We start from the raw sequence: 13,317 nt of genomic DNA on the forward strand, positions 1-13,317 counted from the left end.
GATGCGCCTTCCGTCAGTTATCTCGCGAGATAACGAACCGCGCCGCCTCCCGCAAGCAATCCGCCGCGTCGCCATAGACGTCCAATGCGTCACAAGCATCCGAGACCAGAGACTGCGCCCGCTGTTTGGCGCCATCCAAGCCCAGCAACGACACAAAGGTGGCTTTGCCAGCGTCGGCATCCTTACCCACCGCCTTGCCAACTTTCTCAGCATCGCCTTCCACATCCAGAATGTCGTCCGCAATCTGAAACGCCAACCCAAGGTCCAGCGAATAGCGCATCAACGGCTCGATATCGGCCTTGCCCATCACAGCGCCCGCAGTCGCAGACCAGGCAATCAACGCGCCGGTCTTACCAGCCTGAAGTCGCGTGATTTCTTCCAGCGTCAAAGGCACCGGCGCGGTTTCCGCCGCGATGTCCAACGCTTGCCCCAGTACCATGCCCTGCGCGCCAGCAGCCCGTGCCAATGACACCGTCAACTCGGCCCGCACAGCGGAATCCTCGTGACACTCATCGCGCGACACACATTCAAACGCCAAGGTCTGCAATGCATCTCCCGCCAGCACAGCGGTGCATTCGTCCCACTTGATGTGCGTGGTCGGCAGCCCGCGCCGTATGTTATCATCATCCATGCAAGGCAGGTCATCATGCACCAGCGAATAGGCGTGCATCGCCTCAATCGCCGTCGCCGGCCAAATCGCCTGTTTTGGGTCAACCCCATGCAACCGCGCGCTTTCCAACACCAGAAACGCCCGCAGCCGTTTACCGCCTGCACTGGCATAGCGCATAGCGTCCACCACTGGCAAATCGCCAAACGGTGCCATCACTTCAAGCAAATGGGCCTCCACTTGCGTGGCGGCCTCTTTCAAACGTGTTTCAAACATCGCGGCCCCGCGGCTGAACAGTTGGCTTACATACCCTCAACCGGTGTCAAACCGGCCGGATTGCCATTGCCATCCAAAGTGATCGCTGCGACCTTTTCTTCGGCCTCTTTGAGCTTTGCTTCACAGCGGGCCTTCAACGCCGCGCCACGCTCATAAAGCGCAATGGATTTCTCCAGTTCAACGTCGCCGCGCTCCAACTGGCCCACAACCTGCTCCAGCTCGCGCATTGCCGCTTCAAAGCTCATCTCTTCCACAGGTGTGTCGCTCATCCGGCTCTCTCCATCAAAACCTCAACATGCGCCGCTACGGACGCTGCCAAAGCGTTCAGATCATATCCACCTTCCAAAGTCGAGACCACGCGCCCGTGACAGTGTTTCTCGGCCACATCACACAAGCGCTCCGTCAGCCAGACAAAGTCTTCCTCATTCCATTCCAACTGCGCCAAGGGATCATCCTTATGCGCATCAAAGCCTGCTGACAGGATCAGCAATTCCGGTTCAAACGCCTCCAAGGCCGGAAACACCTCCGCCTCATAGGTCGCCCGCATCAGCCGCCCGTCACTGTGTGGCGGCAATGGCAGGTTCATCACATTACCCTGCGCGCCAGTTTCCTCCGGCATACCGGTGCCTGGCCACAGCGGGTTCTGATGACTGCCAATGAACAGGCTGCGCGGTTCGTCCCACAAGAGCGCCTGCGTGCCATTGCCATGGTGCACATCAAAATCCACCACCGCCACCCGGCTCAGCCCATGACGTTCCAGCGCATGTTTCGCCGCAATCGCGGCCGTACCAAACAAACAAAACCCCATGGGTTTGCTCTGCTCCGCATGATGCCCCGGCGGACGGCAGGCCACAAAGGCATTGCCCACCTCCCCCGCCAGCACCGCATCCACCGCCGCCAGACAGCCGCCAACCCCGTGCCGCGCCGCCAGTGTCGAGCCTGGCGACATATAGGTGTCTTCGTCCAACGCTATAATGCCGCTTGCCGGCTCCGCTGCTGTGATGGCCTCCAGATGGCTCCGGGGATGGCACAGCAGAATATCGGCGTCCGAACACTCCGGCGCCTCGCGCCGATCCAACCCGTCGAACTGGGCCGCCTTCAACGCCGCCTGAATATGCTCGATCCGCGCAACCTGCTCCGCATGGCCCGCAGGCGTCTGGTGCTGCAACGAACTCTGGTGACTGAACAACGCTGTGGCCATGCCACTCCCCCCCAAATTCTATGTGTTGTGCGTGCTACGCGGCCAGATCAGTCCGGCGCCAGCATGTACCCCGCCCCGCGCACGGTTTGCAGGTAACGTGGCTGTTTCGGGTCTTCCTCAATCTTGCGGCGCAAACGGGTGATCTGCACATCCACCGCCCGCTCCTGCGCCTGACCTTTGTCCCGGCCCAACTCCTCCACCAGTTTGCCGCGGCTGACGGCCTCGCCCGGTGTTTTCGAGAAGATTTTCATCAGCTGGCTCTCAGTGGCGGTCAGACGCACAGGCTCTTCGCCTTGCCACATCTCGCCCCGATCAATGTCATAGCGAATGCCACCCAGATGTAGCACCTTGGGCACCGTGGCGGCCTCATCCACCTCCGGCATCCGCCGCAGAATGGCATTGATCCGCAACAACAGCTCTTTTGGCTCAAACGGCTTTGCCAGATAGTCATCCGCCCCGGCCTCAAGTCCCGTAATCCGATCTTCGGTCTCACCCTTGGCGGTCAACAACATAATTGGCGTCTGCGAGGTCTCGCGAATGCCACGGGTCAGGCTCATGCCATCCTCACCCGGCATCATCACGTCGAGCACAATCAGGTCAAAATCCAGCCCTGACAGAATCCGCCGCGCATGCGCCGCATCGCGGGCGGCGGACACCAGAAACCCGTTGCGCATCAGAAACTTCCGCAGAAGTTCGCGAATACGCTCGTCATCATCCACAATCAGCAGGTGGGGATCGATGTCTTTCATTTGCCTGACTCACGCAAGGACAGATATTGCCGTTTCATTTCACCTTCCATCATCGCCTCAAGCACCCGCCGGAACCCGGCCACATCCTCCGGTCCCGCCTCCCGAAACGCCGTGCGCATTCGCACCCGCTGCGCGTCCGACAAACGATGCTCCAACGCCGTACCTTCTTCAGTCAGAAACAGGTTCCGCTCCCGCCGATCAGACGTGCCCACGCGACTTTCCACAAGCCCATCTTCGATCAAAGTGCGCAACACACGATTGAGTGACTGTTTGGTCACCCCCAGTATGTCGAGCAGATTGGTCACCGTGGTGCCCGGCGCGCGGTTGATGAAGTGAATCGCGCGATGATGCGCCCGCCCATAGGCCATGCTCTCAAGGATTCGGTCCGGATCCGCGGTGAAGCCGCGATAGGCAAAATACATCGCCTCAATCCCCTGCCGCAGCTGCTCATCGGTGAGATAAAGCAGGTTCTCACTCCGAATTGGATCGCTCATTTGGCCCTCCAGCATCACAATTGACAGGTTTGCCCGTCACAATACGTCAGCTTTGTTGACACTCCAAGCGCTAACTGGTAGCGAATCGCAGGATTTGCGCAATTTTATGACCGTTTCGGCCATATGGCGCGCAACAAATGAAAAACTGAAAGCCCTTTGGTAAGCGAAAGGAACGACCATGGCTGGTGCATATGACGATCGTGACGGCGTCATCTGGATGGATGGCGAGTTTGTTGACTGGCGCGAGGCCAAGGTCCACGTCCTGAGCCACGCGCTGCATTACGCAAGCTCCGTCTTTGAAGGCGAACGTGCCTACAACGGCAAGATTTTCAAGAGCCGCGAGCACAACGAACGCCTGTTCAAATCTGCCGAAGCTCTCGACATGCCGATGCCGATCTCTCTGGAAGAGTTGGAAGCGGCCAAGCAGGAAACCCTGAAGAAGTCCGGCCTTGAAGATGCCTATGTGCGTGTTGTTGTGTGGCGCGGCTCCGGGGAAGACATGGGTGTCGCGTCTGCGGCCAACCCTGTCCGCGTTGCCATCGCGATCTGGCCTTGGGGTGCCTACTATGGCGACGCCAAAATGCAGGGCGCCAAGCTCGACATCGCGGAATGGAAACGCCCAAGCCCGGAAACCATCCCGGTGCACGCCAAGGCGGCGGGTCTCTACATGATCTGCACCATCTCCAAGCACAAGGCAGAGGCCAAAGGCTGCTCGGACGCCCTGTTCATGGACTACCGTGGCTATGTGGCCGAGGCGACCGGCGCCAACATCTTCTTCGTGAAAGACGGCGAAGTGCACACGCCAACCCCGGATTGCTTCCTGAACGGCATCACCCGTCAGACCGTGATTGGCATGCTGAAAGACAAAGGCATCAACGTGATCGAGCGCCACATCATGCCAGAGGAACTTGCCGACTTTGAGCAGTGCTGGCTGACCGGCACCGCCGCCGAGGTGACCCCGGTAGGTCAGATTGGCGACTACACCTTTGAAGTGGGCGACATCACCCGCGACATCGCCGAGTCCTACGAGAAGCTTGTGCGCGCGTAAGCTGCACAAAAGATCAAATCGAAGCGGGGGCCAATCGGCCCCCGTTTTGCTTTAGGAGAAAAGCCCCGCGTAGCTTTCACGCAGCGCCTTCTTCTGCACCTTGCCCATTGTGTTGCGCGGCAGTTCCGGCAGGAAAATCACCTGTTTGGGCTGCTTGAATTTCGCCAGGCTCTCCGACAACGGACCACTCACCTGCGCCTCCGTCAGCGTGGGATCAGAGCGCACCACGACAGCCACCACCGCCTCGCCAAAATCCGAATGTGGCACGCCGATGACCGCGCTTTCCAACACGCCATCCAGATCATCGATCAGCGACTCGATTTCCTTGGGGTAGACATTGAACCCGCCGGTGATCACCAGATCCTTGGAGCGCCCCACGATGGTCACATAGCCGTCCGCGTCCACCTTGGCCAAATCGCCCGTGATGAACCAGCCGTCCGGCAACAGCTCTTCCGCTGTCTTCTCCGGCATTTGCCAATAGCCTTTGAAGACATTGCGCCCGCGCACTTCCAACACGCCAATCTCACCCTGCGCCACCTCTGCGCCATCTGCGCGAATCCGCGCCTCGACACCCGGCAACGGGAAGCCCACGGTGCCCGCCCGTCGCTCGCGGTCGTAGGGATTGGAGGTGCTCATATTGGTTTCGGTCATGCCGTAGCGCTCCAGAATCCGGTGCCCGGTGCGCGCCTCCCATTGTTCATGCGTATCCACCAACAAAGGCGCAGAGCCGGAAATGAACAGCCGCATATTGGCCGCCAGTTCTTTGGTCAGCCGCGCGTCTTTCAACAGCCTTGTGTAGAAGGTTGGCACACCCATCAGGCTGGTTGCCTTGGGCATGGCGTCCCAAATCGCATCCGCATCAAACTTCGCCAGAAACACCACTGACGCCCCAGACAGCAGCGCCACATTGGTCGCCACAAACAGCCCGTGCGTGTGGAAGATTGGCAAGGCGTGGATCAGCACATCCTTTTTGGTGAACCGCCAGTAACCCCGCAATGTCTCTGAGTTGGACAGCAGGTTGTCATGGCTCAACATGGCCCCTTTGGAGCGCCCCGTGGTGCCCGAAGTATACAGGATGGCCGCCAGATCATCCGCGCCGCGCGCCACAGGCGCAAACCCCGTTTGACCATCCGCCAGATCGGTCAGGCTGCCCTGCCCAGCGCCATCCAGAGTGAGCACCGCTGCGCCCTTGGCAATTGGTGCAATCTCTTCCGCTTTGGCAGGATCGCAGACCACCACACGCGGGGTGGCATCTCCCAGGAAATAGGCCACCTCAGAGGTCGTGTAGGCCGTATTGAGCGGCAGAAACACGCCCCCCGCCATGACCGTGCCGAGATAGAGCTGGATCGCCTCGATGGTCTTCTCGACCTGCACCGCCACGCGGTCTCCGGGTTGCACCCCCTGCGTGACCAAAGCCGCCGCCATGCGCTCCGCCCCGGCAAACAGCCCGCCAAAAGTCACTTGGTCCTGCCCCGGCACCTCGGCAAACACCTCGCGCCCGCGCCCCTCGGCGGATGCGCTTAGCGCGGCAATCAAATAGTTGTCCTGATACATGGCGGCCCCTCCGTAGTTGGCACGGACCTTTCCCGCTCCCCCGCCAAAGATCAAGCCCGCCTTGTCATTCCAACGCCCCTGCGCCACAGTCCGGCCAACCCCAAGCACCGGACATCCTCATGCAGCCGCTCAAAGGCATTGCCTTCAAGATCACCGCCATTGCGCTCTTTTCCATCATGGCGGCCTTGATCAAAGCCACCGCCGACGAGGTGCCCGCCGGCCAAGCCGTTTTCTTTCGATCTTTCTTTGCGCTGTTTGTGATCTTCATCTGGCTCCTGCAGCGCGGGGAGATGCCGCAAGGCCTGCGTGTCACCAACGCCATGGGTCACGTCTGGCGCGGGGTGATTGGCACCACTTCGATGGCAATGAATTTTGCCGCGCTAGGGCTCCTGCCGCTGCCCGAAGTCACTGCCATTGGCTTTGCCGCGCCCCTGATGACCGTGATCTTTGCTGCCATGTTCCTGGGCGAAGAGGTCCGCGCCTTCCGCCTGACGGCTGTTGGCATTGGTCTTATTGGTGTTACGGTGGTGCTCTGGCCGCGCCTGACCATATTTGACGCGGATCAGGCCTCCGCCATGGCCACCGTTGGCGTCATGCTGGTGCTGGGTTCTGCCCTCTTCCGCGCGCTGGCGCAGATCCACATCCGCAAGCTGGTGCAAACCGATCAAACCTCAGCCATTGTGTTCTACTTCTCGCTCACGGCCTCGTGCTTGTCGCTGCTCACCCTGCCGTTTGGCTGGGTCATCCCGACATGGGAACAGGCAGCACTGCTTGTCACCGCAGGCCTCATCGGCGGCGTCGCCCAGATCATGTTGACCTCGTGCTACCGCTTTGCACCAGCTTCTGTGGTAGCCCCATTTGACTATGTCGCGATGCTGTTTGCCATCCTGATCGGCTACGTCTGGTTTTCCGAAATCCCGACACCTCAAATGCTGATCGGCGCGTCCATCGTGATCGCCGCGGGCATCCTGATCATCTGGCGAGAACGGCAATTGGGATTGAAGCGCGGCAAAGCCCGCCCCGGTGTAACCCCGCAGGGTTAAGCCAGCTACGCCCAGCTTTCCGGCAATGTGCGCCCCAACTCGCTTGCCAAAACCTGTGCAAAGGCCCGCATTTCGGCCACCCGCTCCTCAGCCGTCAGCTTGCCTGCCACGGTCTGCAAGTCCTCCGGCAACCGGAACAGCTTCACTGGCCAATGATCCAGCGCCCAAGCGCTGTCATCAAGCGCGCGGTGCTCGGCAAAGGGGTCATTCTCGTCATACAACGCCCGGCCCAAAGCCCCGCCGACCGCAAAGGTGCGTGCAATGCCAATCGCGCCCAGCGCGTCCAACCGGTCCGCATCCCGCAGAATCCGTGCCTCCAACGACTTTGGCTTCAAGCCAGCAGAGAAACTATGGGTTGCAATCGCATGCTGCGCCGCTGCCACCTCGTGATTGCTAAAGCCATGGCTGCGCAAAATTGGCGCCGCTGCGCTTGCTGCCATGGTACTGGCCCGCGCCCGATGGGGTGAATCTTTGGGCAAGTTCACAAGATCATGCAGATAGCTCGCCCCCAGCAGCACACGCAAATCGGCCCCGCCTTCCGCCTCGGATAATGCCTGCGCTGTCGTCCAAACCCGATCCAGATGCGCCAAATCATGCGCGCTGTCCTGCGCCATGCGCTCTGCCGCTTCCGCGCGCAGAGCCTCTCTCAGGTCGCTCAGATCAACGCTGTCCAGCATCAGCCAATCTTGCCCTGATTCTCCCCCACCTGACCGCGATGCAGCAGCAAATGGTCCAGGATCACACAGGCCATCATCGCCTCGCCCACCGGCACCGCGCGAATGCCCACACAGGGGTCATGCCGACCTTTGGTGATCACCTCTGTTGGGCTGCCATCAATCCGGATCGACTGGCGTGGCGTGAGGATCGAGCTGGTTGGTTTCACTGCAAAACGCACCACCACATCCTGACCCGTCGAAATACCGCCCAAAATGCCGCCCGCATGGTTGGAGGAGAACACCGGCTGGCCGTCATTGCCCATGAAAATCTCATCCGCGTTCTCGGAACCCTTGAGCCCCGCCGCCGCCATGCCTTCGCCAATCTCCACGCCTTTCACGGCGTTGATCGACATCATCGCCGCCGCCAGATCGGTATCAAGCTTGCCATAGATCGGCGCGCCAATCCCGGCAGGCACATTGCGCGCCACAACCTCGATTACGCCGCCCACACTGTCATGCTCTTTGCGCAGCGCCTGAAGATAGTCTTCCCACTCCTGCGCCACGTCGGCGGCCTGCGGAATCCAGAAATCATTGCGATCAATCGCGTCCCAATGAAAGTTCTCGCGATCAATCTCCATCGCGCCCATCTTGGTCATATAGCCTTTGATCTCAAGATTGGGCGCAATCGCTTTGATTGCCTCGCGCGCAATGCCACCCGCCGCAACCCGCGCAGCTGTCTCACGCGCCGAGCTGCGCCCGCCGCCACGATAGTCGCGGTTGCCATATTTCATGTGATAGGTGATATCCGCATGTCCCGGACGGAAGGTCTGGCTGATCTCACCATAATCGCGACTGCGTTGATCGGTGTTTTCGATCATCAACTGGATCGACGTGCCGGTGGTTTTACCCTCAAACACGCCGGACAGGATCTTCACCGCATCCGGCTCATTGCGCTGTGTGGTGTTCTTGTTCTGACCGGGGCGTCGCTTGTCCAGCCAATGCTGCAGCATCGCCTCCTCCACCGACACCCCCGGAGGGCACCCATCCACCGTCGCGCCCAGCGCTGGCCCGTGGCTCTCACCCCAAGTGGTGACGCGAAAAAGATGTCCAAAGCTATTCATCGACATGCGGCAACTCCCGTTTCACCGCACCTGTAGCGCCTTTGCCGCCAAGGGGGAAGTCAGCAGCGCGCGAATGCGGCGCGACGCCTCGCCAAAGCCACACTCGCTTAACAAGGGAAGCGCTTTTGGCCGCGCATGCTTACTGCGGTGCCTCATCCAAAAAGCACTGCACCTCAATCTGGTAGCCATTCGGGTCTTCGCAAAAGAAACTGTAGATCCCGAACCGCTCCAAAACCTCCGGCGCGCCACGCACAGTTGCCCCAGCCGCCGTCACCCGCGCATACCAGTCATCCACCGCCGCGCGATCCGCGACCAAGAGCGTGATCATGCTGCCTTTCGGTTCCACAACCCGCCCGTCAAAGGCCTCACACAGCCCCAACCGCGCTCCGGGCGCCGTCTCAAAAATCAGCGCAGTGCCCGCATCACGCACCAGTGGCAAGCGCAACACATCGCGATAAAAGCTCGCCGCCGTCGCCAGCTTTTCCGTGTAAACCCAAGTGATCTGCCCTGTGACGTCCGTCATTTCAATCGCCCCACAATGCGGCCTATGAAGATCGCCACAAACATCGTACCGACAATGGCCTGCATGCCAGTCAATATCCGCGTCAGGCTCGCCGCAGGGGTGATCTCGCCATAGCCCACCGTGGTCATGGTAATCATCGAGAAATACACAAACCCGGCTTTCTGCCCCGCGATATCTTCGGGCATATTGAATGACCCAGGATAGGCCGCCTCAATGCGCCAATAGGCCAGCCCCCAAAGCATCGCGATCAACAGGTAGCCAAACACCCCGCTCGACAGCCGCTCATATTCCGAATGCACCGGAGCAAACAGCTGGCGAAAGCTGATGATCATTGAGCCAAACAGCATGAGTGCCGCCAGGGCATACAACCCGCCATTTACGGTCATGCCGAAAAACTCCGCCATGATCAGCAGCACAAACCAGGCCATCACCGGCACGGCCATGGTGATGCGCAAAAACGTGTTGCGCTCGGTGGCTCCAACAACCCCAAGAAACAAGAAGCTCAGCCCCCACAACCCGGCCGTGCTGGCCCAGCCGTAGCGGTCATCCAACCCATCCAGCAGCATCAGCAACACCAGCAAGCCCAACAAAATCGCCCAGCGATGTTTCTGGAAAAACCCTTCGGGCGCTAAAATTTCACTGTTGCCATTCACTTTTTTATTCCTCAAATCACCTCTGGCCGTGCAAAGATGCCGCCATAACAACCGCATAAGCCACAATTTCAGGCCAGCCTACGCGGAATTTGAACAATTTGGGAAGTACTCGATATGGATGAAAGACGTTTGATTGATCTGGGCATTCGCCTTCTGTTCCTCGGTGTGTTTGCCTTCGCTGCCTTCACCATTATCCTGCCACTTTCTGGCATTGTGGTCTGGGCCATCATTCTGGCGGTCGCGGTCTACCCCCTGTTTGACTGGCTCTCGAGCAAACTTGGCGGCCGTCGCGGCCTCGCCTCCACCCTGATCACCCTGCTGGGTCTGGCACTCACCATTGGTCCACTCTGGGCCTCAGTGAACAGCTTTTCGCCCACTTCAACGAACTCAGCGACAAACTGAAAACCGGCAAGCTTGACCTACCTCCCGCCCCCGAAGGACTAAGCGAGATCGCCCTGGTCGGCCCCAAAGCCACCGAAATCTGGAACCTGTTCAACAACAACCTCGCCGTCGCTTTGGATCGTTACGGCGATGTGGTGCTGGGCTTTGCTACCACCATCGGCGGCGCGGTAGCGGGTCTGAGCTTCCAGTTGCTGGCCATGGCGCTGTCGGTGATTGTCATGGGCATGATGCTCTCCCCCGGGCCAAAACTCGGCGAGATGGTGCAGAAATTTGGCAACCGTGTCTTTGCCCCCAAAGGCGGTGAGTTTGTCGAAATGGCCGCCGCCACCGTGCGCAACGTGTCTCGCGGCGTACTCGGGATGGCCGCGCTGCAGGCTGGCCTCATGGGCATTGTCATGATGCTCTTTGGCATCGATGCCGCTGGTCCCCTAGCAGTTGTCGTGCTGATCCTCGGCATTATCCAGGTTGGCCCCACCATCGTTGTGATCCCGCTGGTGATCTGGGCTTGGGGCTCCATGGGCACCGGCGCCGCGCTCTTGTTCACCGCCATCATGATTCCGCTCATGTTGATGGACAACTTCCTGCGCCCGATCTTCATCGCCAAAGGTCTCAACACCCCGATTCTGGTGATCCTCGTAGGCGTCATCGGCGGCGTGCTCTCCGGCGGCCTGATCGGCATCTTTGTTGGCCCCGTGATCCTGTCGGTCTTCTATGAACTTGTGGTTGCTTGGATGGAGGCCGACGTGGCTGAAGAGATCGAGGCTGACGCCGAAGCGCTGGAGGAAGCTCGGAAATGAAACGCACCTTCTGGAGCATCCTAGGCCTGCTGTTCATTGTTGTGGCCTGGTACCTCGCCGCAGACCGCATCACGCCCTTCACCTCCAACGCACGTGTGAAAGCGATCATCACCCCGGTCACCCCGCAGGTGTCTGGCACGGTCATCGAGATCAATGCCGAAAACGGCGAGATTGTCGAAGCGGGCACCGTAATCGCCCGCATCGACCCGCGCCAGTTTGAAATCCAGAAACAAAGCGCCGAAGCGGAACTGGAACGCGCCACACAAGACGTGGGCGCCGACAGCGCCGACGTCAGCAGCGCCCAAACCCGCGTGACCCGTGCACAGACCGACCTGGAAACCGAACGCCTGCAATCCGCCCGTGTGTTTGAACTGGAGGAAAAAGGCCTCATTGCTGTGGCCAAAGCCGACGAAGCCCGCCGCCGTCTGGCGGACGCGGAATCTGAGCTGGAACAGGCACAGGCCGATCTGGAAAGCGAACAGAAAGCGCTCGGCAGCACCGGGCAAGACAACCCGCGCATTCAGGCCGCCTTGGCCAAACTCGCAGATGCCGAGCTGAAACTCAGCTGGACCGAACTCGAGGCCCCCGCCCGGGGTGTGCTCTCCGATCTGGACATCGCCGAGGGCAACTACGCCAAATCCGGCCAAAGCCTGATGACCTTCATCGACGCCAGCAACGTCTGGGTCGAGGCTTATATGACCGAAAACAATCTCGGCAACATCAAGAAGGGCGACCCGGTGAATGTGGTGCTCGACATGCATCCCGGCAAAATCTTCAAAGGGGAGGTGGTCAGCCTCAGCGCCGCCAGCTCCGATGGCACCAAGAGCAAGCCGGGTGAACCCACGGACATCCCCCGCGCCAACGGCTGGCTCCGCGCCCCGCAACGCTTTGCCCTGCGCATCATTCTGCCAGGCTACACCGAAGGCGACGAAACCGACGACGTGCGGTTTAACGTGAATGGACAGGCGGATGTGATTGTCTACACCAACGACAATGCCTTTTTGAATTTCATTGGCGGCGTCTACATCAAACTGGTGTCCTGGCTGTCGTATGCCTATTGAGGTCGACCCAGCCCTCGAACGGCGTGGCCTGCGCTTGGCAACCGGCGTGTCCGGCAGCTTTGCGCTCGCCATCCTGATCGGCTGGCCCCTGGCAACCATTTTCACCGTCTTCGCCGTGCTGTTCTTGCAGGCGCCCGGCCCGATGCCGCCCATCGCCATCCGCACGTTGTTCCGGCAGGCGGTGGTGTTTCTGGTCGCGTCTTGGGTCTTCTCCACCGCGCTTGCGCCCTATCCTGTGGCCTTCCTCATGGCCCTCGCGCTCGCCGTGGCAACCTGCTTTTACTGGTCCACCAAAGGTGCCGGGATGCTCAGCGTTGTGCTGGCCCTCATGGCCGCGCTGATGTTGCCAACTCTGGTACTCACGTCTCAGGACCTCGCGCTGGTTCTGGTGATCTGGATCCCAATCAACCTTGTGCTGGCGTGGCTCTGGACCGTGGCGATGTTCCACTTCTTCCCGCCCACGCCCCAAGGCGTCGCCGCCGCAGCCAAACCCGACGCGCCGCATTATGACCCAAACCGGCTGGTGCTGCGCATGTCGCTGGTCACCATCCCCTTTGCGATCTACTTTTACCTTGTGGGCAGTGGCGCGCTGGTGACGCTCTTATTTGTCGCCATCCTGTCGCAACAACTCTCCGCCGCCACCGCTGCTGGTCCAATCGTTGCGAAAAACATGATGAAGGCCAACTTCATCGGCGGACTGGTCGCGATCGCCTGCTACGAACTCACTGTCATTGCACCCCTGATGCTGACCGCATTGCTTGCCTTCGCCGTGGCTGCTTTCCTGCTGTCCTACTGGTTCATCTCGGACCGCCCAGATGCTTCCATGGGCGGCACCGCCCTGACCACCACAGTGATCTTGTTTGGCGGCTCCATCGCCCCCTTTGGCAAAGATGCCGACGTGAAAATGATCGACCGCCTTGTACAGATCGGCAACGCACTGATCTTTGTGCTGATCGCCTACATCGTGGTGGACGCTTTCTTCCCGCTCGATCCGGAAAAGCGGCAACGCCGCCGCCGGGGCCTACGCGGCCTTTTGCGTCGCGCGAAGACCTGACATGCGCTGAGGCCGGTTGCAGCCAGACTCAAGTTGCGTTTACATCGCGCCAGCGAACATCTTCACAAAGCAACGGCT

16 protein-coding genes are annotated in these 13,317 nt (G+C 60.1%); 6 read left to right on the plus strand and 10 right to left on the minus strand.

The genetic code is table 11. From position 1 onward, the window contains the following. Positions 1-13: 13 nt before the first annotated feature. Genes MK208_RS11705 through MK208_RS11725 form a run of 5 tightly spaced genes read right to left on the minus strand, consistent with a single transcriptional unit; the run spans position 14 to position 3,327 of the window. The gene (locus MK208_RS11705) at positions 14-883 is read right to left on the minus strand and encodes a polyprenyl synthetase family protein (RefSeq protein WP_294116704.1); all 870 of its coding nucleotides are present in this window, start codon (positions 881-883) and stop codon (positions 14-16) included. A 26-nt stretch (positions 884-909) separates the two neighbouring features. Beyond that, a complete protein-coding gene (locus MK208_RS11710; protein WP_168590799.1) occupies positions 910-1,152 on the minus strand; it encodes an exodeoxyribonuclease VII small subunit in 243 nt (80 codons plus the stop codon). Further along, a complete protein-coding gene (locus MK208_RS11715) occupies positions 1,149-2,084 on the minus strand; it encodes a histone deacetylase family protein (protein WP_294116705.1) in 936 nt (311 codons plus the stop codon). Before MK208_RS11715 ends, MK208_RS11710 begins: the two co-directional genes overlap by 4 nt. 47 nt (positions 2,085-2,131) lie before the next feature. Further along, on the minus strand, positions 2,132-2,833 hold the full coding sequence (locus MK208_RS11720) for a response regulator (RefSeq protein ID WP_294116706.1): 702 nt from the start codon (positions 2,831-2,833) through the stop codon (positions 2,132-2,134). Next, on the minus strand, positions 2,830-3,327 hold the full coding sequence (locus MK208_RS11725; RefSeq protein WP_294116707.1) for a MarR family transcriptional regulator: 498 nt from the start codon (positions 3,325-3,327) through the stop codon (positions 2,830-2,832). The genes MK208_RS11720 and MK208_RS11725 overlap by 4 nt, the downstream gene beginning before the upstream one ends. 178 nt (positions 3,328-3,505) lie before the next feature. Between MK208_RS11725 and MK208_RS11730 the strand changes: the two genes are divergently transcribed. Then, positions 3,506-4,375 carry a branched-chain amino acid aminotransferase gene (locus MK208_RS11730; RefSeq protein WP_294116708.1) on the plus strand — a complete coding sequence of 290 codons (870 nt, stop codon included), beginning with the start codon at positions 3,506-3,508 and terminating at the stop codon, positions 4,373-4,375. A 51-nt stretch (positions 4,376-4,426) separates the two neighbouring features. Here MK208_RS11730 and MK208_RS11735 read toward each other — a convergent pair whose 3' ends face one another. After that, positions 4,427-5,929: a malonyl-CoA synthase gene (locus MK208_RS11735; protein WP_294116709.1), complete on the minus strand. Its 1,503-nt coding sequence runs from the start codon at positions 5,927-5,929 to the stop codon at positions 4,427-4,429. Between the two features lie 119 nt (positions 5,930-6,048). On the opposite strand from MK208_RS11735, the gene MK208_RS11740 reads away from it, so the two are divergent. Further along, on the plus strand, positions 6,049-6,972 hold the full coding sequence (locus MK208_RS11740) for a DMT family transporter (protein WP_294116710.1): 924 nt from the start codon (positions 6,049-6,051) through the stop codon (positions 6,970-6,972). 5 nt (positions 6,973-6,977) lie between these two features. Here MK208_RS11740 and MK208_RS11745 read toward each other — a convergent pair whose 3' ends face one another. The 4 genes from MK208_RS11745 to MK208_RS11760 all read right to left on the minus strand — a co-directional run bounded on the left by MK208_RS11745 (position 6,978) and on the right by MK208_RS11760 (position 9,925). Beyond that, positions 6,978-7,649, minus strand: a complete 672-nt coding sequence (locus MK208_RS11745; protein ID WP_294116711.1) for an HD domain-containing protein — start codon at positions 7,647-7,649, stop codon at positions 6,978-6,980. After that, complete coding sequence (gene aroC / locus MK208_RS11750) at positions 7,649-8,755, minus strand: chorismate synthase (protein WP_294116712.1); 1,107 nt, start codon at positions 8,753-8,755, stop codon at positions 7,649-7,651. Before aroC ends, MK208_RS11745 begins: the two co-directional genes overlap by 1 nt. 133 nt (positions 8,756-8,888) lie before the next feature. Then, on the minus strand, positions 8,889-9,272 hold the full coding sequence (locus MK208_RS11755; protein ID WP_294116713.1) for a VOC family protein: 384 nt from the start codon (positions 9,270-9,272) through the stop codon (positions 8,889-8,891). Continuing rightward, the gene (locus MK208_RS11760; protein ID WP_294116714.1) at positions 9,269-9,925 is read right to left on the minus strand and encodes a potassium channel family protein; all 657 of its coding nucleotides are present in this window, start codon (positions 9,923-9,925) and stop codon (positions 9,269-9,271) included. Before MK208_RS11760 ends, MK208_RS11755 begins: the two co-directional genes overlap by 4 nt. 114 nt (positions 9,926-10,039) lie before the next feature. Between MK208_RS11760 and MK208_RS11765 the strand changes: the two genes are divergently transcribed. The 4 genes from MK208_RS11765 to MK208_RS11780 all read left to right on the plus strand — a co-directional run bounded on the left by MK208_RS11765 (position 10,040) and on the right by MK208_RS11780 (position 13,239). Next, positions 10,040-10,327 carry a hypothetical protein gene (locus MK208_RS11765; RefSeq protein WP_294116715.1) on the plus strand — a complete coding sequence of 96 codons (288 nt, stop codon included), beginning with the start codon at positions 10,040-10,042 and terminating at the stop codon, positions 10,325-10,327. 113 nt (positions 10,328-10,440) lie between these two features. Next, entirely contained in the window at positions 10,441-11,124 is a 684-nt protein-coding gene (locus tag MK208_RS11770) for an AI-2E family transporter (protein WP_294116716.1), read from the plus strand. Then, positions 11,121-12,185, plus strand: a complete 1,065-nt coding sequence (locus MK208_RS11775) for an HlyD family secretion protein (protein WP_294116717.1) — start codon at positions 11,121-11,123, stop codon at positions 12,183-12,185. Before MK208_RS11770 ends, MK208_RS11775 begins: the two co-directional genes overlap by 4 nt. Beyond that, on the plus strand, positions 12,175-13,239 hold the full coding sequence (locus tag MK208_RS11780) for a DUF2955 domain-containing protein (protein ID WP_294116718.1): 1,065 nt from the start codon (positions 12,175-12,177) through the stop codon (positions 13,237-13,239). Before MK208_RS11775 ends, MK208_RS11780 begins: the two co-directional genes overlap by 11 nt. Positions 13,240-13,317 lie beyond the last annotated feature (78 nt).

Origin of the sequence: Shimia sp. (assembly GCF_022448905.1) — a bacterium.
Classification (GTDB): Bacteria; Pseudomonadota; Alphaproteobacteria; order Rhodobacterales; family Rhodobacteraceae; genus Shimia.

Bases quoted from the DNA above. Each gene is read 5' to 3' on its own strand.
- MK208_RS11705 (WP_294116704.1), bottom strand. From the start codon at position 883: ATGTTTGAAACACGTTTGAAAGAGGCCGCCACGCAAGTGGAGGCCCAT.
- MK208_RS11710 (WP_168590799.1), bottom strand. From the start codon at position 1,152: ATGAGCGACACACCTGTGGAAGAGATGAGCTTTGAAGCGGCAATGCGC.
- MK208_RS11715 (WP_294116705.1), bottom strand. From the start codon at position 2,084: ATGGCCACAGCGTTGTTCAGTCACCAGAGTTCGTTGCAGCACCAGACG.
- MK208_RS11720 (WP_294116706.1), bottom strand. From the start codon at position 2,833: ATGAAAGACATCGATCCCCACCTGCTGATTGTGGATGATGACGAGCGT.
- MK208_RS11725 (WP_294116707.1), bottom strand. From the start codon at position 3,327: ATGAGCGATCCAATTCGGAGTGAGAACCTGCTTTATCTCACCGATGAG.
- MK208_RS11730 (WP_294116708.1), top strand. From the start codon at position 3,506: ATGGCTGGTGCATATGACGATCGTGACGGCGTCATCTGGATGGATGGC.
- MK208_RS11735 (WP_294116709.1), bottom strand. From the start codon at position 5,929: ATGTATCAGGACAACTATTTGATTGCCGCGCTAAGCGCATCCGCCGAG.
- MK208_RS11740 (WP_294116710.1), top strand. From the start codon at position 6,049: ATGCAGCCGCTCAAAGGCATTGCCTTCAAGATCACCGCCATTGCGCTC.
- MK208_RS11745 (WP_294116711.1), bottom strand. From the start codon at position 7,649: ATGCTGGACAGCGTTGATCTGAGCGACCTGAGAGAGGCTCTGCGCGCG.
- aroC (WP_294116712.1), bottom strand. From the start codon at position 8,755: ATGTCGATGAATAGCTTTGGACATCTTTTTCGCGTCACCACTTGGGGT.
- MK208_RS11755 (WP_294116713.1), bottom strand. From the start codon at position 9,272: ATGACGGACGTCACAGGGCAGATCACTTGGGTTTACACGGAAAAGCTG.
- MK208_RS11765 (WP_294116715.1), top strand. From the start codon at position 10,040: ATGGATGAAAGACGTTTGATTGATCTGGGCATTCGCCTTCTGTTCCTC.
- MK208_RS11775 (WP_294116717.1), top strand. From the start codon at position 11,121: ATGAAACGCACCTTCTGGAGCATCCTAGGCCTGCTGTTCATTGTTGTG.
- MK208_RS11780 (WP_294116718.1), top strand. From the start codon at position 12,175: ATGCCTATTGAGGTCGACCCAGCCCTCGAACGGCGTGGCCTGCGCTTG.